At 54.3% G+C, this 19487-nt stretch carries 22 protein-coding genes and 3 pseudogenes; 12 read left to right on the top strand and 13 right to left on the bottom strand.

The window, feature by feature from the left end; translation table 11 throughout:
• A pseudogene (locus QZ506_RS09065) lies at positions 1-83 on the top strand (lipoprotein); the annotation flags it as partial.
• A 79-nt stretch (positions 84-162) separates the two neighbouring features.
• Here the strand turns inward: QZ506_RS09065 and QZ506_RS09070 are convergent.
• A pseudogene (locus QZ506_RS09070) lies at positions 163-684 on the bottom strand (MFS transporter); the annotation flags it as partial.
• A 628-nt stretch (positions 685-1312) separates the two neighbouring features.
• Positions 1313-1708, bottom strand: coding sequence for a Spy/CpxP family protein refolding chaperone (locus tag QZ506_RS09075; protein WP_291970521.1), 396 nt, complete (start codon positions 1706-1708; stop codon positions 1313-1315).
• A 152-nt stretch (positions 1709-1860) separates the two neighbouring features.
• Between QZ506_RS09075 and cpxR the strand changes: the two genes are divergently transcribed.
• Both cpxR and cpxA read left to right on the top strand, forming a co-directional pair.
• Complete coding sequence (gene cpxR / locus QZ506_RS09080) at positions 1861-2559, top strand: envelope stress response regulator transcription factor CpxR (protein WP_291970524.1); 699 nt, start codon at positions 1861-1863, stop codon at positions 2557-2559.
• A gap of 16 nt (positions 2560-2575) precedes the next feature.
• On the top strand, positions 2576-3949 hold the full coding sequence (cpxA, locus tag QZ506_RS09085; RefSeq protein WP_291970526.1) for an envelope stress sensor histidine kinase CpxA: 1374 nt from the start codon (positions 2576-2578) through the stop codon (positions 3947-3949).
• A 42-nt stretch (positions 3950-3991) separates the two neighbouring features.
• On the opposite strand, the gene QZ506_RS09090 is transcribed toward cpxA, so the two are convergent.
• From QZ506_RS09090 to QZ506_RS09100, 3 genes are read right to left on the bottom strand one after another with little or no spacing between them, the layout of a single operon-like run.
• The gene (locus QZ506_RS09090; RefSeq protein ID WP_367272993.1) at positions 3992-4339 is read right to left on the bottom strand and encodes a metal-sensitive transcriptional regulator; all 348 of its coding nucleotides are present in this window, start codon (positions 4337-4339) and stop codon (positions 3992-3994) included.
• Positions 4320-4535 (bottom strand): heavy-metal-associated domain-containing protein, encoded by a 216-nt coding sequence (locus QZ506_RS09095; protein ID WP_291970528.1) that lies wholly within the window; start codon positions 4533-4535, stop codon positions 4320-4322. The genes QZ506_RS09090 and QZ506_RS09095 overlap by 20 nt, the downstream gene beginning before the upstream one ends.
• A gap of 57 nt (positions 4536-4592) precedes the next feature.
• A complete protein-coding gene (locus tag QZ506_RS09100) occupies positions 4593-6980 on the bottom strand; it encodes a heavy metal translocating P-type ATPase (protein ID WP_291970530.1) in 2388 nt (795 codons plus the stop codon).
• 470 nt (positions 6981-7450) lie between these two features.
• Here QZ506_RS09100 and QZ506_RS09105 point away from each other — a divergent pair, with 470 nt between their 5' ends.
• The 5 genes from QZ506_RS09105 to QZ506_RS09125 are packed head-to-tail and all read left to right on the top strand — an operon-like array spanning position 7451 to position 10231.
• Positions 7451-7717: a hypothetical protein gene (locus tag QZ506_RS09105; protein ID WP_291970532.1), complete on the top strand. Its 267-nt coding sequence runs from the start codon at positions 7451-7453 to the stop codon at positions 7715-7717.
• A 12-nt stretch (positions 7718-7729) separates the two neighbouring features.
• Positions 7730-8392, top strand: coding sequence for a hypothetical protein (locus tag QZ506_RS09110; RefSeq protein WP_291970534.1), 663 nt, complete (start codon positions 7730-7732; stop codon positions 8390-8392).
• Between the two features lie 21 nt (positions 8393-8413).
• Complete coding sequence (locus QZ506_RS09115; protein WP_291970536.1) at positions 8414-9154, top strand: hypothetical protein; 741 nt, start codon at positions 8414-8416, stop codon at positions 9152-9154.
• Positions 9135-9518, top strand: a complete 384-nt coding sequence (locus QZ506_RS09120) for a hypothetical protein (protein WP_291970537.1) — start codon at positions 9135-9137, stop codon at positions 9516-9518. The genes QZ506_RS09115 and QZ506_RS09120 overlap by 20 nt, the downstream gene beginning before the upstream one ends.
• A complete protein-coding gene (locus tag QZ506_RS09125) occupies positions 9488-10231 on the top strand; it encodes a DUF3142 domain-containing protein (RefSeq protein ID WP_291970539.1) in 744 nt (247 codons plus the stop codon). Before QZ506_RS09120 ends, QZ506_RS09125 begins: the two co-directional genes overlap by 31 nt.
• 7 nt (positions 10232-10238) lie before the next feature.
• Here QZ506_RS09125 and QZ506_RS09130 read toward each other — a convergent pair whose 3' ends face one another.
• Positions 10239-10703 (bottom strand): tRNA (cytidine(34)-2'-O)-methyltransferase, encoded by a 465-nt coding sequence (locus QZ506_RS09130; RefSeq protein WP_291970541.1) that lies wholly within the window; start codon positions 10701-10703, stop codon positions 10239-10241.
• Between the two features lie 134 nt (positions 10704-10837).
• On the opposite strand from QZ506_RS09130, the gene QZ506_RS09135 reads away from it, so the two are divergent.
• Positions 10838-11071 carry a hypothetical protein gene (locus tag QZ506_RS09135; RefSeq protein WP_291970543.1) on the top strand — a complete coding sequence of 78 codons (234 nt, stop codon included), beginning with the start codon at positions 10838-10840 and terminating at the stop codon, positions 11069-11071.
• A gap of 4 nt (positions 11072-11075) precedes the next feature.
• Here QZ506_RS09135 and QZ506_RS09140 read toward each other — a convergent pair.
• From QZ506_RS09140 to ugpB, 6 genes and pseudogenes are all read right to left on the bottom strand, one after another.
• Positions 11076-11993, bottom strand: a pseudogene (locus tag QZ506_RS09140) (AEC family transporter).
• A gap of 175 nt (positions 11994-12168) precedes the next feature.
• The gene (gene ugpQ / locus QZ506_RS09145) at positions 12169-12918 is read right to left on the bottom strand and encodes a glycerophosphodiester phosphodiesterase (RefSeq protein ID WP_291970545.1); all 750 of its coding nucleotides are present in this window, start codon (positions 12916-12918) and stop codon (positions 12169-12171) included.
• Positions 12918-13991, bottom strand: coding sequence for a sn-glycerol-3-phosphate import ATP-binding protein UgpC (locus tag QZ506_RS09150; protein ID WP_291970547.1), 1074 nt, complete (start codon positions 13989-13991; stop codon positions 12918-12920). Before QZ506_RS09150 ends, ugpQ begins: the two co-directional genes overlap by 1 nt.
• Before the next feature lie 6 nt (positions 13992-13997).
• Positions 13998-14843, bottom strand: a complete 846-nt coding sequence (ugpE, locus tag QZ506_RS09155; RefSeq protein WP_291970548.1) for a sn-glycerol-3-phosphate ABC transporter permease UgpE — start codon at positions 14841-14843, stop codon at positions 13998-14000.
• 11 nt (positions 14844-14854) lie between these two features.
• Positions 14855-15736 carry a sn-glycerol-3-phosphate ABC transporter permease UgpA gene (gene ugpA / locus QZ506_RS09160; RefSeq protein ID WP_291970550.1) on the bottom strand — a complete coding sequence of 294 codons (882 nt, stop codon included), beginning with the start codon at positions 15734-15736 and terminating at the stop codon, positions 14855-14857.
• A gap of 96 nt (positions 15737-15832) precedes the next feature.
• Positions 15833-17164 carry a sn-glycerol-3-phosphate ABC transporter substrate-binding protein UgpB gene (gene ugpB / locus QZ506_RS09165; RefSeq protein ID WP_291970552.1) on the bottom strand — a complete coding sequence of 444 codons (1332 nt, stop codon included), beginning with the start codon at positions 17162-17164 and terminating at the stop codon, positions 15833-15835.
• 388 nt (positions 17165-17552) lie between these two features.
• On the opposite strand from ugpB, the gene QZ506_RS09170 reads away from it, so the two are divergent.
• From QZ506_RS09170 to QZ506_RS09180, 3 genes are read left to right on the top strand one after another with little or no spacing between them, the layout of a single operon-like run.
• Complete coding sequence (locus QZ506_RS09170; RefSeq protein WP_291970554.1) at positions 17553-18230, top strand: MCP four helix bundle domain-containing protein; 678 nt, start codon at positions 17553-17555, stop codon at positions 18228-18230.
• A 51-nt stretch (positions 18231-18281) separates the two neighbouring features.
• Positions 18282-19049 (top strand): methyl-accepting chemotaxis protein, encoded by a 768-nt coding sequence (locus QZ506_RS09175; RefSeq protein ID WP_291970556.1) that lies wholly within the window; start codon positions 18282-18284, stop codon positions 19047-19049.
• Between the two features lie 24 nt (positions 19050-19073).
• The gene (locus tag QZ506_RS09180) at positions 19074-19217 is read left to right on the top strand and encodes a hypothetical protein (protein WP_291970558.1); all 144 of its coding nucleotides are present in this window, start codon (positions 19074-19076) and stop codon (positions 19215-19217) included.
• A gap of 58 nt (positions 19218-19275) precedes the next feature.
• Here QZ506_RS09180 and QZ506_RS09185 read toward each other — a convergent pair.
• A partial coding sequence (locus QZ506_RS09185; RefSeq protein WP_291970560.1) for an IS1 family transposase occupies positions 19276-19487 on the bottom strand: 212 nt, incomplete at its 5' end.

The following is a 19487-nucleotide window of genomic DNA, read 5'->3' on the forward strand; positions in this document are numbered from 1 at the left end:
AGGTGGGTGAAGCCATGGCCATGGTCAAAGCGCTTAACCGGATCACGCTATTAGGAATGCCGAACAGTATTCGCATCACGTAACAATCGACCCGTATGGGGCGCAGTCGTTACAAGTTCTGATTTATTCAACAAAGCCCAACACCAGCAGAATCTCAACATCCACCACGCCAATACCGCTGAAGGTGACGCGCCACCCCATGTACTGCCCGATTAGACGACCGAGCGGCAGGCCCAGTACCATTGCCAGCGCGGTGCCGGTTGCCAACAGGCTCAGCGCCTGCGCTTTCTTGCCCGGCGGTGCCAAACGCACCGCCAACGAGGCTGTAATTGACCAGAAAATGGCATGTGCCAACGCCACACCGATACGCGCCGCCACCAGCACCCAGAAATTCCAGGCCAAACCGGAAATTATGTTGCACACGGCGAACAGGATAAACACGTTGATCAGCAGTCCCCGCCGTTCCATATCACTGCATGCCAGCATAAAGGGCAACGACATGGTGCCCACCACCCAGGCATAAATCGTGATAATCAACCCGACCTGTGCGGCGCTCATCGAAAAACTGACGGCAATATCGGACAACAAGGCAACGGGCGTAAATTCAGCGGTATTAAAAATAAAGGCCGCCATAGCGAGGCTGATAACACGAAACCATGCTATCGAACGGGATGAAAGGGTCATGGGCTGCACACTACCAGATATCAACAACGTAGAAAGAAAATCGGCAGCGCGTCGCGCCGCAGGAAGCGGCATCGAACGCTGCACGTGAACAGAAAAATGGCCGGGCTACGCCAAAGGCAGCGCCTACATCGACAAAAATCTGTGAAACAGATCACATTCTACGATGGATCGAGGCGAGACGTGGTACTTTTTTTAAGCAGTTAATCGAAGAACAGCGCGGATTTTAGGTGCCAACGCAGGCGTAATCACTGTTTAGAGGGATGAATTTAATGGTTTTATATGGCGTTTCGTTCCCTAACACCCCACTGTTTTTGAAAGCCTTTTCCTAAAAAACAGCAAAAAAAAGCCCGTCATCATGACGGGCAAAAGACAGTGATGGTGTCTATGGCAAGGAAATCAACTTGTTACTACTCTCACTACACACTACACACTACACACTACACACTACACACTACACACTACACACTACACACTACACACTACTCACTACTCACTACTCACTACTCACTACAGGGTTACTTAGGGATTTGGTTCACTGTTCAGCGCCCCACAGGGGGGACACGGAGGCTTCAGCTTGGCTTGGGATAACTGCTGCCGCATCTCGTTCATTCGCTGTTGATAACGCTGTTCAATAACTATTTTTCTCAGAATTCAGTAAGTTATACATTTGATTGCGCAAACGTGTCATTTCTATCTGGCGTTCAACCTGTGCTTGCATCATCTGCGAAATCTGTTTTCTGACGGCCGCTTCATCAAATTTATCTGCGGTCACCAAAGTGTGCATTTTTTCTATATCATTTAAGTGCAGCACGGGCGCATCTTGCCTTGCCTGTTGCATCAGGTCACGCAAGTGTTGACGCTGTTGTTCCGTCAGTTTCACACCGTCAAACAGACCGCGCTGACTGATGGCGTTTCGCAAGGCTGCATCGCCAAGGTGCCAACCAGGCAGTGACGCACTATCGCTATCGGCTACTGATGCGTTAACGACACCGAACATCAGCAACGAAATTATGCGCCGTAGCATTATCACACCCCGGTACAATGCGCCAATCTGTGAATAAATGAACACAAGTCTAAACACCTTGCTGCAAACATGCGTCAGAGGATGTAAGACTACGTAACGTCATGGAATAGCGTCGATCTATGGCGTATTTTGCCCCTGGAGGTAGCCTAATCATGAACAAGATTCTGTTGGTGGATGACGACAAAGAGCTCACCGCTTTGTTGAAAGAGTTGCTCGAAATGGAAGGTTTTAACGTTGTCGTTGCCCACGATGGCGAACAGGCATTGAACGTATTGGACAGTACGGTAGATTTGCTGTTGTTGGACGTCATGATGCCAAATAAAAACGGCATCGATACCTTGAAAGAGGTACGGCAGCAGCATCAGACGCCCGTCATCATGCTAACCGCGCGCGGTAGCGAACTGGATCGCGTTCTGGGGCTGGAACTGGGGGCGGATGATTATCTGCCTAAACCGTTTAACGATCGTGAACTGGTGGCCCGTATTCGCGCCATTTTACGCCGCTCATCGTGGACCGAGCAGCAGCAAACCACGGATAACTGTTCACCGACCGTTGAAGTGGACGGTTTGCGCCTCAATCCTGGGCGCCAGGAAGCGAGCTTCGACACCGAAGTGCTGGATCTCACCGGCACCGAGTTCACGCTGCTCTACCTGTTGGCGCAGCGGTTGGGACAAGTGGTGTCGCGCGAGCATCTTAGTCAGGAAGTGCTGGGTAAACGTCTGACGCCGTTCGATCGTGCGATAGACATGCACATTTCCAATCTGCGACGTAAGCTGCCGGAGCGTAAAGACGGACAACCCTGGTTCAAGACGCTGCGAGGACGCGGTTATTTAATGGTATCAACAAGTTAAAATAGGTATCTGCGGCATGATCGACAGTTTGACTTCGCGCATTTTCGCCATTTTCTGGCTGACGCTGGCGTTGGTGCTAATGCTGGTGCTGATGTTGCCCAAGCTGGACTCACGTCAGATGACGGCGCTGTTGGAAAACGAGTATCGTCAGGGCGTGATGCTGGAACAGCATATCGAAGCCGATCTTGCCGCCGATCCGCCTAACGACCTGTTTTGGTGGCGACGCTTGTTTCGCGTGATCGAAAAATGGTCACCGCCGGGGCAACGTCTGGTTTTCGTCACAAGTGAAGGGCGCATTTTCGGTACGCTGCAAAAAACCGAAATGCAGATTGTGCGTAACTTTATCGGCCAGTCTGATAATGCCGACCATCCGCAGAAGAAAAATTATGGTCGGCTAGAACTGCTCGGACCGTTTTCCGTGCGCGACGGTGAGGATAATTACCAGGTTTATCTGATCCGCATGGCAAACAGCCCACAGTCCGATTTCATCAATCTGCTACTGGACCGCCCGCTGCTGTTACTCATTGTCACTATGCTTATCAGCACACCGCTGTTGCTTTGGCTGGCTTGGAGCCTTGCAAAACCTGCGCGTAAGCTGAAAATTGCGGCCGATAAAGTGGCGCAAGGCAACCTACGTCAACACCCCGAGCTGGAAGCAGGGCCGCAAGAGTTCCTCGCCACTGGCGTCAGCTTTAACCAAATGGTCAGCGCGCTGGAACGCATGGTTACCGCGCAACAACGTCTGCTTTCTGATATTTCCCATGAACTGCGCACACCGTTGACACGCTTGCAATTGGCTACCGCGCTGCTGCGCCGTCGTCAGGGTGAAAACAACGAGCTGAACCGCATTGAAACCGAAACGCAACGGCTGGACAGCATGATCAACGACCTGCTGGTGTTATCGCGCAACCAGCACAAGAACGAGTTGGGGCGTGAATATATCCGCGCCGACGAACTGTGGGGAGACGTGCTGGATGACGCCCGCTTTGAAGCCGAGCAAATGGGTAAAACGCTGGACGTGCCCTATCCACCCGGCCCCTGGCCGCTGTTCGGCAACCGTTCCGCACTGGAAAGCGCTTTCGAAAATGTGGTGCGCAACTCCCTGCGTTACTCAAACACCCATATCTGCGTCGCCTTTTCCGTTGATAATCAAGGAATCACCATTAACGTTGACGATGATGGCCCCGGCATTAATCCGGAAGATAGCGAGCAAATATTCCGCCCGTTCTATCGCACCGATGAGGCGCGCGATCGGGCGTCGGGCGGTACGGGGTTAGGGTTGGCGATTGTGGAGAATGCGATTACGCAACATAAAGGCTGGGTTAAAGCAGGAGACAGTTCGTTAGGGGGGTTACGTCTGACCATCTGGCTACCGCTGAACGAACGCTAAGCGCAGCTATACTCGTGGGGTACGGCGCGTTGCGCCGCCCCGCTAGCGCATACGCTGAATCACTTGCAGCAGTTCCGCGATCACTGCTTCCCCACCATCGTCCAATACCGCCTTACGCACACAGCCGTTGGTGTGATCGGCCAGCAATTGATTGGCAACAGCATTAAGCGCAGAACGCGCCGCAGAAATCTGATTGAGGATATCAACGCAATAACGGTCTTGTTCGATCATCTGACCGATGCCGTTAACCTGACCGTTAATTCGGTTGAGCCGGTTCAGCAACGCTTTTTTACGCGGCTGAACCACACGGCGAACATCCGATTCATCGGCTGAACTGGCCGCTTCAGTGGCAGCTGCACAAAACTCGCACTTATGACGCGGCGACGTCAAAGCCGAGTCCTTCGACAGTGTCGCGGAAGGCGTCTGGGTTGGCTTTTTCTGTCTCATTGTACTCCACGTTTACCAGACCGGTTTCCAGCGTGACCTGCACACCCTGAACCCCATTAAGCGCTTCCAGCGCGTTCTTGACCTTACTGGCGCAGCCGCCGCAGGACATACCTTGGACGTTGATTGTAACATAGGACATAAAATACTCTCCATTTCACATTGTATGACACCGTGCGGAGCCGGAAGGCTCAGAATATCAGTCACGCCGAGTCGGTTTCCAATGACGTAACAGCAGTGAATTGCTCAGCACGGAAATCGAACTGAGCGCCATGGCACTCCCGGCAATAACCGGATTCAGTAACGACAACGCCGCCAGCGGAATACTCAGCACGTTGTAGAAAAACGCAAAAAACAGGTTCTGTTTCACCTTACCGAGCGTCGCGCGCGACAGGCTGATGGCATCCAGCAGGCTATCAAGGCGGTTACGCATCAGCACCACGTCCGCCGTATCCAGCGCAATGTCCGAGCCCGCGCCAATGGCGAATCCTACATCTGCCGCTGCCAATGCAGGCGCATCATTGATACCGTCGCCCACCATACCCACACAGCGTCCATTGGCCTGAAGGCGCTGTATCTCCGCAGCTTTGTGCTCCGGCAGCACCTGAGCCACCACGTTGGTGATCCCCACCTGTTTGGCAATCACCGCCGCCGCACGAGGATTATCCCCCGTCAACATCATGACCTCAATCCCCTGATGTTGCAGATCGGCGATTGCGGTACGTGCATCGTCGCGCACCTTATCTGCCAGCGCAATGTACCCCAATAGAAGGTCAGCGCGGGCCACGGCAATCACCGTTTTTCCTTGGGCTTCCAGTTTGGCAATCTGCGCCTGATCGAGCACGATATCATTTTCAGCCAGAAAACGCGGTGACCCCAACAGCCAGTTTTCACCGGCAACCTCGCCTTTTATCCCCCGGCCAATCACCGCCTGAAACGCACTCACCTCGACGGCTTCCACACCGGCTTCCCGCGCATGCTGCACCAGCGCTTGCCCGAGTGGATGCTCAGAATACTGTTCGAGAGAAAGTGCGACGCGCAGCAGTTCAGCGTCGGCCACTGCAGCTTCTGGCAGTACGTCACTGACCGAAGGCTTACCTTCCGTGATGGTGCCAGTCTTATCCAGTACCAGTACCTGCAAACGCTGCACTTGCTCTAATGCATTGGCATCGCGGAACAAGATACCGGCACGCGCCCCTTGCACAGTACCCACCATGATCGCCGTCGGCGTCGCTAACCCCAGCGCACAGGGGCAGGCAATCACCAGCACCGCTACCGCACTCACCAGGCTGGAGGCCAAATCCCCGCTGATAAACCAGTGTGTCAGCCAAGTGAGCAGTGCGATCGCCACCACCACCGGCACAAACACCGACGAGATTTTATCTGCCAACCACTGCACTGCGGCTTTTGAGCCCTGAGCGTCTTCGACCATACGAATGATACGCGCCAGCGCCGTATTGCTTCCCACACCGGTGGCTTTGACACGCAGCATACCGCTTTGGTTAAGAGTCGCGCCAAACACCTCGGCACACACCGCTTTCACCACAGGTACACTCTCACCAGTGAGCATCGATTCATTGACCTCTGAGAGGCCATCGAGAATGACGCCGTCAACAGGAATACTCTCGCCGGGACGCACCACAAAGATATCGCCGCTGTGCAGGCTGGCTACATCGCGATCTTCAATTTCACCGTCCACCTCCACATGTGCGATGGGCGGTTGCAGGTTTAGCAAACCTTCAATGGCGGCACCGGTTTTGGTTTTCGCTCTGCTTTCCAGCAGCTTGCCCAGCAGTACCAGCGTAATGATCGCGGCACTGGCTTCAAAATAGAGATGACCGTGCGGCGTGGTCAGCAACGTGAACAGACTGAACAAATAGGCCACGCTGGTCCCTAGCGTGAGCAGCACATCCATGTTGGAGGTGCCGCTGCGTAATGCACTCCAGGCACGGCGGTAGAAATGGCGTCCGCTCCAGAACTGCACCGGCGTTGCCAGCAGTGCTTGCAGCCAACCGGGCAGCAGATGCACGCTGCCGAAAAACATCCCGACCATTTCCGCCATCAGCGGCACCGTGAGCACGGCCGCAATCAGAAATTCCCTGCGTTCACGCTGCCACGCGCGTTCGCGTCGTGCACGTTCTTCGCAACGCTGACCGCCCTCGACGGCATGGGCTTGAAAGCCACCCAGCTCAACCGCACGCACCATCTGTTCCGGGCTAACCACGCCGGGGCGATAGCGAACACTGGCTCTGCTGCTGGCAAACAGTACCGTCGCATGTACATCCGGTAGTGCTTCAAGTGCCGCCTGAATACGTTCGGCACAGCGTTCGCTGCTCATGCCGGAAAGTTCCAACGCCAGAGTCTGTTCAACAACGTCAAAGCCGACTTTATGTATCGCCGCGACCACATCCTGCACCGTGCTGCTTTCCCCTTGCAGCCGAACACGCGCACGCTCGCTGGCGAAATTGACATTTGCTTCCACCCCCGGCAAGTGGTTTAACACGCGCTCAAGACGCACAGCACAGGCCGCGCAGGACATACCGCTGATTGGAAGGTGCAATGAGAGAGGATCGCTTGCATTAGTCATTTCGTTGTTATCCTTAGATTTTCCGTTAAAAGGCGTCGATATATGCCTTGTCGGTGAGGGGATAACACTTCCCCTGATTTTGTCAACAATATACCTCATACGGGTATATTGTTAGCGAAATAGTGCTAAACATGTTTATACCCTAAATAATTCCAGTTGCAGGAGGGCGGCACGTTCAGTCGCATCACGTCAGCGGGCAGATGCAAACAATCACGGTCAACAGAAGCCTGCCGTGACTCGAATTTCAGTCATCTGCCTGTTGTGTTTTGCTGCTCCTTCAGTAAAGTGAGCGTTATTTTCCGCTATTTATCAGGGCAGTTAGTTTGAGCAAAGCGTGGTGCGACCGCTTTGTTCCTTGTCCGTCAAACAGGAAGTGATAATGAAAGGTGTTTCCTTATTGGCTGGCGCACTTGCACTTCTTTTCAGCGGCTAGGCGTTGAGTTCAGGTGATGACGTATGCGGATTTTCCTATGCAGAATGCGGCCCTGCCTTATCTGGAGCCCAATAATGACACCCGCGTCAATCTGATCCTGCTGCAAAGCAGCCGCCATCATTTGGCCCTTCCACTGCCACAACCATTGCCCAATCAGACACGAACCCGCGTGAATCCGTTTACTGCTTATCGCGTCATGGGGCTGACTGCCAGTGATACCAGCGAGGACGACACCTCGGCGGACAGTGCGAATCAACCCTCACCGCTGGCCGCCAAGGCTAAACAGCTAAACCTTCCTCCCTAGGTGCAAGCGCAGATGGATACGCTGGCGCCGGAGGAAAATGAAGGACGTCATATCTCCAACGATACCAGCGCAGTAGAAGCCTTTTTTGATGTGCTGCTGGCAGATACCCAATTCACCGAACCGCAGCGCATCCAGTTGGCACAAGCTCGCATCAACATGCTCTCCTCCGCCAGCACGTTAGCCACCATGACTCGCGATCTCGCGACGCTGCCTGCGGATGGCCATGCCGGAGAGCTCAAACAGTATTTGATTAACGCGGTGGCCTTTTATCAGGGTCTGTTTGAACAGGCCAACAGTGGTTTTCAGTCGCTAACCACGGCCAACCAGCCGTGGGTGGCCGAAACCGCGCGCTACATGTTGATTCGCGTGTCGCTGAATCAGGCGATGGAAAATGCGCTGGATGAATGCAACGTGTTCAATGTCGATAAGGCGGACAAGGAACAGGGACGAGGCGCAGTCGAACGTATTGACGCCTATCTGCAAGCCTACCCGAAAGGCCGCTATGCCGACTCTGCCCGTGTGCTTTATCGGCGCGCCTACCGGGTAATCGGCGATGAAAATGCCTTGTCTGCACGCTATCAGCGTGTGATTGCCGCACAAAAAGACCTAGATGCGTTGCAGACCATCAATAACGAAATCGACAATAACCTGCTGGAAAGCAGCAGTTTTATTTAAACACCAGACGCGCCGTTGCTGATGCTGGTGCAAGATCTTAAACAGCTGCGCAGTGACAAAGGCTGGATGCAGTGGCCCGCGTTATCAGAAGCTGAACTGATCGCACAGCGGGCGATGTTTGACGATGCAGGTATGCAGCAGCAGTATCGCTATCTGCACGCCGCCTTCCACTATTATCAGCAGCGGGATGCGGTGGCCACGCTGGCGTTGATTCCGGAAGGAACGGGCAAGGATCTGACGGACACCACCGACTTCAGCCTCCAGGTACCGCGCGGTTTGGCGCTAGAGGCCGAACACGGCTGGCAGGCGGCAGAAACGCACTGGCGACATCTGCTGACGTTGAAAACCAACGAAACGCAGCAACAGTATCTGCAACTGTCGCTGGTAGAAACGCTGGTCAAAGCAGGCCACCCTGAGGCTATTTTTGCGCCTGACAGCCCGGTCAAAAAATTGCGTTTCCGCTCTGCGGTGCTGAAAAGTGCTGCAAATGCCTACCTGCTGCGCCAGCAAACCGGCGAACAACAAACCCATGAAGAACGCGCCGTGGCACTGCACACGCTGCTGACCCAATCGCTGGTACACCTTGACTATGCTGCCTATCTTAAAGACAGCGAGCTGTTTCGCACCATCGCGCCATTAAAAAGCGCAGAAAACGCCAGTTGGAATATGGAAGACCTCACCGCCTTCACCTGGGATGGCAGCGATACCGAAGAGGGGGTATCAATGCCCGGCGCTGATCACGGTGGTATCCACGTTAAATAAACTGCCGAATGACGCTCACGCCACCAATTGTCTGGGGGAGTTCTTTTTCCGTACCGGTAATGAGGTCGGATTCGATTGGGGTGAGAGCAATCAGCTGGAAGCGTTAACCAACACACCCAGCCAATTCAACGGGAAAGCCTATTCCCGGTTGGATCCTTATCTGAAAGTGATTGCCGATCCGCAGGCGCCGCCGGAAGACAAAAGCTACGCACTTTATCACGCTATCTACTGCTATGCGCCCAGCGGTATGAACGGTTGCGGCACACAAGAGATCAGCAAGGCAACGCGCAAAGCCTGGTTTACCAAGTTGAAAACCGAATTCAAAGGCAGCCAATGGGCCACGCAGCTCAAATATTATTGGTAGTCACCTGCGTTCTGTTCACGAACGTCGCCCATGCTGAACGCGTCAACGCCGCCCATTACCAGGATTTTTGGTTATGGGCGGCCGTCAAACCGCAGCCTGTGCTACATCAGGCACACACGCTCTACCTGCATCAGGGTGAAATCGCCCGCCGTCAGGGGAAAACCGTGTTTTTACGTCAAGGGTTACCGGCTAGCGCGCTGCGGGTAGACAACCTGTGGCTCTCCTACCGCATTACCATGTTGGATCTTTCGGATAACCACCTGAACCGTATGCTGAAAGCACAGGCACGCTGGCGCGCATTGGGTAACAAGGTGAAGGGTATCCAGATCGATTTTGATGCCCGCAGTTATCAGTTGGCTCGCTACGTGAAATTTATACAAACCCTACGCCAGCGTTTGCCCGCCGATACACAGCTCAGAGTCACCGGGCTGTTGGACTGGGCTAAAACCGGGGATGTCGGCGCGCTTAATCGGCTGGGCGGCGTTATCGATGAGTTGGTGGTACAGACTTATCAGGGCCGCTCGACGGTAACACGCTATGCTGAGTATCTGCCCGCACTGATGAAACTGCAAATTCCCTTCCTTCTCGGCCTGGTACAGCACGGGCAATGGGACGAACGCTGGCAGCGTCGATTGACCGCCTCAGCGTATTACCGTGGTAATGTGGTGTTTCTCGTAAATCCGCCGCCAGAAAGAGCAGTGTTCAGTAAATAGAGGCGCGTTAGCTGCCGCCGCCAAATCCGTTTTGCCGCCACGCTTCGTAGCTGATGATGGCAACTGCATTCGAGAGGTTGAGACTACGATTATTCGACTGCATGGGAATGCGAATACGCTGTTCCGGCGTAAAACCGTTACGAATCGCATCCGGTAATCCGGCAGTTTCCGAACCGAACAGCAGTACATCCCCCGGCTGATAGTCCGGTTGATCGTAAGAACGGCTGCCTTTGGTGGTGCAGGCAAAAATGCGCTGACCGGCTACGGCAGCCAGAAAATCCTGATAATTTTTATGGCGGCTGACATTCGCCAGATCGTGATAATCCAGTCCGGCGCGGCGCACCTTTTTCTCATCCAGATCGAAGCACATTGGTTCAATCAGATGCAATTTGCAGCCATTATTGACAACCAGACGGATGATATTACCGGTGTTCGGGGCAATTTGTGGCTCATAGAGCGCAATATGAAACATGAGAATAGGTCAACAAAAGCGTTTTCAGGCCGCCAGTATATAACACGCCGCCCCTGCCCCGAAGCAGGAATTCAGACAACATGCCGCGACGTTTTTCGGCCAGACGCGTACACTGTATACAGGAGGTACATATCATGACCTGTTATCTGATTCCGATATTTTGTCTGGCCTTGGTGTCGCTGGGCACGCAGGCAAATACGCAAAGGCTCACCACCCAGCAACAACAAATGCAGCAGAACCGGCAGTTGCAGCAACAGCGGTTGAATCAGGACATTCAGCGCCGTAGCGAGCAGCAACAACAAGAGTTGCTGCGTCAGCTCCAGCAAAATCAGCAGCGGACGCAGCAGCAAAACCAGCCCCGCTACTGATCCGCTACAGACTCACCCCCATCAGCGCCAGAATCAACGGCGTGGTCAGTGCCGCCCAGCACGTTAAACTGCCGCGACATCAGGTAGAGGTTAACCCCTACCGCCATTGAGCCCAGCAGAACCACCACGCGTGTTTCCATTTCCGGCAGACAAAGCATCACCGCCAGCCCCCAGATCACCAAAGGCTGCACCAGCAGTTTAAGTACGCACACCACCGCGCTGATTTGCCAGCTATCACGCACCCGGTATTCTGCCAGCACCATACCGAGTGAAATCAGCGAAAGCGGCACTGCCGCCTGTGACAGCATCCCTACCGGTTGATCGACAAAATCCTGCAGGGAGAATCCGGTCAGGCTGAACAGCGTGCCGGACAACATGCCGATAATCAGCGGGTTTTTCAGCACCCCGACCGCCGTTTTGCCAAATCCTTGCACTGAGAGTGAGCCGTTGCGCGCCCACTCCACCGACACGGTGAGCAGCGCCCACAAAATCAGGCCGTTAAACACCAACATCAGCGCCACGGAAGGCACCGCTTCTTCGCCAAGAATCGTGGTCGCCAGCGGCAACCCCAGCATGACGTTGTTGGAAAAGATACCGCTCAGCGCAAAGACCGAGCCGGAGACGCCGTCCAAATCAAACACCTTGCGGGCAACGATACGGCCAATCACGAACACGATCAGGCAACTACCGAAAAACGCGATCAGCAATCGGGCATCCACCGGGGGTCGTTTGGAGAAATCACTCATCATGCGGAACAGCATGGCTGGCAGGGCGACAGAGAAGACAAAGCGGCTGACGCCATCGGTGAACGCGGTAGGCCATTTGGCAAACCGGATCAGGCTGTAGACAAGAATAATCAATACAAACAGCGGTATAGTGAAATCACCACCTGGTGCCAAAAGGAGAGTACAAAGGGGGGCATAGGGTAATCCTTCAATGCCTCACTCAGCAGCGCCAGGTAGCCTGAATAATGTAAGCACCCACTAACAAGTCCGGACACATCAGGCAATCTCGCACATACGGAAAGGCGCGCAATCACCGGCTTGTTAGACGAATTATTATTTCCCCTGAGCATCGCTCAGGGGATATGGGTGGATTTAGCCGGCGAAAAACTCCGCGCCGATTAAATCTATCCGGTCTGTACAGATGCAGTCAACGCCCCAGGCCAGCAAATCACGCGCACGCGCTGGTGCGTTCACGGTATAAACCAAAATGCGTAGCCCAGACGCTTTCAGCAGCGCCATCCGTTGCGCATCCAGCAGTTCATGGTTGAGGTGAATGGAGACGCAGCCGAGATCGCGCGTCAGACGCAGCCAGTCCTCTTCCCACTCATCCAGCAACAGCCCGCGCGGCAGCGCTGGCACCGCCTGCTGTGCGGCAGCCAGTGCTTCAACAGAGAAAGAAGAGAGCAGCGGCTCAATCGGGTGATCGCGCCAAAGCTGTGCCGCCGCCTGCGCGACGATGCGACCGGTGAGTGTTTCTTGTCCGGTACTCGGTTTGATCTCGATGTTGGCCGCTGAACCATACTGCTTGCAGCGCGCCGCCACGTCAGATAACAGAGGTAAGCGCTCACCAACAAATTGTTGGTTGTACCACCCCCCCGCATCCAAACCCACCAGTTTATCCCAGGGCAAATCACCCGCCACGCCCCAGCCGTTCGTGGTTCTCTCCAGCGTATCATCATGTAGCAAAAAGATTTCGCCATCCTGAGAGAGCTTGGCATCAAACTCGATCATTTTATGCCCGTGCTGCGCCCCCACATCAATGGCGGCCAGCGTATTTTCCGGTGCCAATGAGCCGCCGCAGCGATGGGCGACAATTGCCGGATAAGGCCACTGTTTTTCCATTATTCCACCCGCAATCCGCTTTCAGTATCAAAGAAATGCCACGCCTGCGCTGGCAGAGTCAGCCACAAGGTGTCGCCGCGTACCGGACACTGTTCGTGGGAAAGGCGCACCACTACCCGCTGTTCCCCCCATGCACCGTGCGCCAGGTTATCCGCGCCCAGCAGTTCAAGGGTGGTCAGCAATAGCGGTATGCCACCCGCCTCACGCGTGGTCAACTGAATATGCTCCGGTCTGACGCCCAACGTCAATGCCCGACCGCTCCATGCGGGTTTTGCCACTGGTAGCGGTAAGACGAACTCCGCGCTGAACATAAACTGTGTGCCGTCATCACTGATGCGCACGGCCCACAGATTCATGGCAGGGGAGCCTATGAAACTGGCGACGAACAGCGAGGCAGGACGGCGATAAATTTCCGTCGGCGGCCCAATCTGTTCGGCAATCCCTTTGTTCATCACAATCACGCGCTCTGCCAGCGTCATGGCTTCCACCTGATCGTGCGTGACATACAGGCTGGTGGTGCGTAACCGCTGATGCAGTTGCTGGATCTCAAGACGCATCCGCACACGCAGTTTAGCATCCAGGTTGGAGAGCGGCTCATCGAACAAAAATACCGCGGGCTCGCGCACGATAGCACGGCCCATGGCGACACGCTGACGCTGCCCGCCGGAAAGCTCGCGCGGTTTATGCTGCAACAGCGGCAGAAGTTCGAGAATACGCGCAGCATCTTCAACACGCTGGCGGATTTGCGCTTTACCAAAGCCGCGGATTTTCAGTCCATAAGCCATGTTTTCATAGACGCTCATGTGCGGGTACAGCGCATAGTTCTGGAACACCATGGCGATACCACGATCTTTCGGTTCCCGCTCGGTCACCCGTTCGCCATCGATATAAATATCCCCGCTGGTAGTGCGTTCCAATCCGGCCACCATGCGCAGCAGGGTAGATTTACCACAGCCAGAAGGCCCCACCATCACCACAAACTCACCGTCCGCCACATCCAGATCGATGTGCTGAATTACCTGTGTTTTACCGTCATAGGATTTGGTGACGGCCTGAAGTTTTAAACCTGCCATATCGTCTTATTTCTCACTATCCACCAGACCACGCACAAACCAGCGCTGCATCAACAGCACCACCAACAGCGGCGGCAACAACGTCATCAACATCGCCGCCATCACGTGGTTCCACTGGGTGGCGACATCGCCAGAGGCGATCATGCTTTTCAACCCAGCCACCGCGGTGCCAAGGTTGACGTCGTTGACGATCAGCAGCGGCCAGAGATACTGGTTCCAGCCGTAAATAAAGGTAATCACAAACAGCGCCGCCAGATTGGTACGCGAGAGCGGCAACACCATATCGAAAAAGAAACGCATCGGGCTGGCACCATCAATGCGCGCTGCCTCCATCAGTTCATCCGGCAGCGTCATAAAAAACTGCCGAAACAGAAAGGTGGCGGTAGCCGAGGCCATCAGCGGCAGAGTCAAACCGGTCATGCTGTCCGTCATGTTCAAATGGGCAATCACTTCCACCGTCGGGAAGATACGCACTTCCACGGGCAGCATCAGCGTCAAAAAAATCATCCAGAAGAACAGCGAGCGGCACGGGAAACGAAAGTAGACAATGGCGTAAGCAGAGAGAATGGAGACGGTAATTTTGCCGAAGGTAATGGCTAACGCCATCACGGCGCTATTGAACAGCATCTTGCCGAACGGCGCGTTGTTCGAACCGGCACCGTGGTGCCATACATACACCAGGTTATCCCACAGTTGGGTACCGGGGAGCAGCGTCATCGGCGTTTGAAACACCGCCTGATTGTCCAGCGTTGCAGCCACCACGGCGACATAGAGCGGAAACAGAATGGCGAGTACGCCGACTATCAGCATCAAATGGCTGAAGATATCCAGCCAGCGACGATTTTCGATCATCGGTGCACCCCTTAGTAATTGACCTTGCGTTCCACAAAGCGGAACTGAAGGACTGTCAAGCCAACCACCAGCAGCATCAACACCACCGACTGCGCCGCAGAGCTGGAAAGATCCAGACCGGCAAACCCTTCACGGTAAATTTTGAAGATCAGGGTGGTCGTAGCCTGCATAGGCCCGCCCGCAGTGGCGGCATCGATAATGGGAAAGGTGTCGAAAAAGGCATAAACCAGATTGACTACCAGCAGAAAGAAGCTAACCGGAGAAATCAGAGGCAGCACCAAATTGAAGAAACGGCGCACCGGACCTGCACCGTCAATGGCCGCGGCCTCCACCAGAGAGCGCGGAATGGACTGCAACGCGGCCAAGAAAAACAAAAAGTTATAGCTTATCTGCTTCCAGATGGACGCCAGCACCACCAGAAACATCGCCTGGCCACTGTGGGTGGCGTGATTCCAGTCATAACCCCACAGGCTTAAGCCATACGTGATTAATCCGCCGGGGCTGAATAAAAACATCCACAGCGCGGCTGCCACCACCGGAGCCACCGCGTAAGGCAGAATAAACAGGGTTTGGTAAAGGCTGTGGCAGCGTAACACATAATCCACCAACGCCGCCAGCAGTAACGACACGCTCATACCGCACACGGTTACCAACGAACTGAACACCATGGTGGTATAGAACGCGTCCAGATAGTAACTGTCGCTCATCAGATGGCGGAAGTTTTCCAGACCGACAAACTCGCTGGAGAGACCAAAGGGATCAATACGCTGCGTGGAACACAACAATGCCTGACCAGCGGGCCAGATAAAGAAAATCACCGTGATAGCCAGTTGGGGAAACACTAACGCATAAGGTAACCAGCTACGGCCAAAGACAGGGCGGGATGAGGTCATGCCACATACTCAATCAAAGAAGGGGAAAACAAAGCGACATCTGCCGCCCTCTGTCATTCCCGCACAGGCGGAAATGACAAGAAAGTGCCTGTAACCTTACTTAGTGGACTGCTCGAAGCGAAGTAACAACACGTTGCCGCGCTCAACCGCCGTATCCAACGCTTGCTGCGGCGTTTTCTTACCGGTCCAGACGCTTTCCAGCTCTTCATCCACGACGGTACGGATCTGCGGCATATTGCCTAAACGCAGCCCTTTGGTGAAAGCCAACGGCGGCTTGTTCAGCATCTGACGCGTCGCAATGTCAGCACCGGGGTTCTTCTCATAGAAACCCTGCTGCTTGGTCAACTCATACGCGGCGGTGGTGATCGGCAGATAGCCGGTCTTCTGGTGCCATTCGGCGGCCATTTCCGGCTGCGCCAGGAATTGCATAAACTGCGCAACGCCTTTGTAAGTGGTATCGTCTTTACCGCCCATCACCCACAGGCTGGCACCGCCGATAATGGCGTTCTGCGGCGCATTCGGCACCTCAGCGTCATACGGCATCATTCCTACGCCATAGTTGAATTTGGCGTGAGCGCGGATGTTAGCAAACGAACCGGAAGACGCGGTGGTAATGGCGCAATCGCCGTTGTAGAACTTCTCGGTCGACTCATCCTTGCGGCCGTAGTAAGTGAAGTCCCCTTTTTTGTTCATGTCTTGCAACAGTTGGATATGCTTGATTTGCGTCGGCTTGTTGAATTCCAGTACCGCATCCGTGCCGTCGAAGCCGTTATTTTTGCTGGCAATCGACAAAGCATGCCAGGCGCTGAAGTTTTCAATCTGGATCCAACCCTGCCAGCTGCTGGCGTAGCCGCACTTCATGCCTGCCGCGCGCAGCTTGGCAGTATACTCTGCAATTTGCTGCCAGGTTTTCGGTGGTTGTTCCAGGTCCAGCCCGGCTTTTTTGAAGGCATCTTTGTTATAGTAAAGCACCGGGGTTGAGCTGTTGAACGGTTGTGATAGCAGGTGTCCCGTTTTCGCGTCGGCGTAGTAACCGGAGACGGTCGGCACAAACACGCTCTCATCAAAGTCGATCACAGCATCTTTAAATACCTGATACACCGGTTTTATCGCCTTGCTCGCCATCATCGTGGCGGTACCCACTTCATACACCTGAAGGATGGCGGGAGCGTTACCGGTGCGGTAAGCAGCAATCCCTGCCGCTAGGCTCTGCTCATAGTTGCCTTTGTAAACCGGCACAATTTTGACATCGGGGTGCGATTGGTTAAAACGCGTTGCCAGTGAATCCACCGTTTTTCCCAGTTCGCCTTCCATCGAATGCCAGAAAGGGATCTCGGTCACCGCGTTGGCGTTAGCCTGATACGCCAACATCAGCGCCACCAGAACTGCCGCATAACGCAGCGTCCGTGTTTTAAGCGCGTTAAACATGCCTGTCTCCTGCCATAAAGGTGAGCACCTGTGCAAAGGGGGGGTGCGTTTCTTGGTCTAGGGGTAGCATGGCACGGAAGCATGACAGCAAGATAACCAAACGATGACAACCGCATGACACCCTGCCTGTCACGCTCGCGTAGCAGAATTACCGACAAGATTTGTGGCCCATATAGTGGTTCTGGATAAATGTTTACCAACGGGGTTCCGATACCAAAGACATCATCTGTTTTTTTACTCATTTACCGCGTGAAATCACACAGCAAACGAATAATAAAGTAAATAACCCATTGATGATGCAAGCATAAAGATAACTGTGCGTTCGCAACACCGTTCTCGTGAATGGACGCAATGAGCAATGCCAGGGTGACTCACCTCTTCTTATGTCGTGCAGAGGCGAACCAGCTTTACCGACAAACTCGAAAAAAATGGGGAACATATGCAGCGCATGCGCAACATCAAATTGGAAACATTACTCGGCAGTGGGTTCGCTGCCGTGATTATTATCGGTGTGCTGGTCGCGGGTTTTGGCAGCATGCATCTTGCCGGTTTGGGCCAAACCACCGACAGCCTCGCCAAACAGCATCTGAATAACCTGTTTGTATTACAGGAACTGAAAGACAACCTGAACGTCACCATTAAAGCCACGCTGCGTATGCTGCTGATGACGGACAAAAAAGAGCTGAGCGACAGCCAGGCATTGATTGAAAAAACCAGCGCACAAAACGGTAAGTTAGTGGAGAAACTGGAAGCTAATCTGCATGCGAAAGAAGTGCGCGCCATCTTGGGTGAACTTCAGCAAAATCGCTTCGCCTTTGCCAAACTGGGACGTGAAGCGATCGGCATGACGCTGACAGATCGTCAGGCAGAAGCAGCAGTACTGGTTAAAGGTCAGTTGGAACCGGTGCAAACTGCCATGTTTTGCAACCTCAATACCATGATCCAACTACAAAAATATCTCACTGCCCAGATAGCGACCAACGCCGTGGCTGAAGCAGAAGAGGATGGTAACAGCCTGCTGATGCTGGCAGCCCTCTCCGCCCTGTTAGCCGCCGTTATAGCCTAGTTCATCACCCGCCACATCAAAAAGTTGCTGGGCGGAGAACCGCTATACGCCATGCAGGTGGTGCAAGAAATTGCGCAGGGTAATCTGGCCGTTCCGGTAACGCTCGCCGACGCGGACAACAGCAGCCTGCTGGCCGCCATGAACCACATGCGTGACAGCCTGAGAAAACCGGTGATTCAGGTGCGGGAAAGCAGCGAATCTATCTCGATCGGTGCCAGTGAAATCGCCGCAGGCAGCACCGATCTCAGCCAGCGTACCGAAGAGCAGGCTGCCAGCCTGCAACAAACGGCGGCTTCGATGGAACAGATCAGCCAGACGTTGCAGCAAAACACTGATACGGTACGCTCCGCTACCGACTTCGCCAACACCGCTAGCAGCACCGCCGCCAAAGGCGGAGAAACGGTGGACAATATCGTGCACACCATGACCGAGATTCGCGACAGTTCCCATAAAATAAGCGACATTATCACCGTGATCGAAGGGATTGCCTTCCAGACCAACATTCTGGCCCTGAACGCGGCGGTAGAAGCGGCTCGTGCCGGGGAGCAAGGCCGTGGTTTCGCAGTGGTGGCAGGTGAGGTCCGTTCGTTGGCACAGCGCTCGGCGTCGGCGGCCAAAGAGATCAAAACGCTGATTCAGGATAGCGTTAGCCGCGTAGAAACGGGCTCGAAGCTGGTCACCGATGCCGGAGAAACCATCGATGAATTGGTGCGCCAGTCGCGTCATGTGGCAGATATGATTGATGAGATTGGTGTCACCACTCGGGGGCAGGGTTCTGGCATTCACCAGATCAATGATGCCATCACCCAACTGGATTAGGTCACACAGCAAAACGCGGCGCTGGTGGAGGAATCCAGCGGAGCGGCAGAGAGCCTGAACGATCAGGCGCGCCATCTGGTGGAGCTGATGAGCGCCTTTCAGGTAGAAGGTGGCGCATTCCAGTACCGCGCCTCAACACGTCCCACTGCGGCACCTATGGCCCTATGACATAAATAACCGCAGCACACACAATATCGGGTCGTGTATTCAATGAGTTGATGTAGCATCAAACGTAGTACTCGCGTTCGATGTAAGTACCGATGATCCTGTCGTGCATTTCGGATGATTTTGAATATACGAGCGTCTTGCGATTGAGCCGTTGCAATCGGTTACGCAGTGTCAGATGTGTACGCTCAATACGCCGTGTATACAGCTTGCTAACAATGTGTTTTACTTTTGGAAGTTCGTCGTTGTAAGCCCTGTAGCCATCCGTGTTTG

Source organism: Candidatus Symbiopectobacterium sp., assembly GCF_020054415.1.
Classification (GTDB): Bacteria; Pseudomonadota; Gammaproteobacteria; order Enterobacterales; family Enterobacteriaceae; genus Symbiopectobacterium.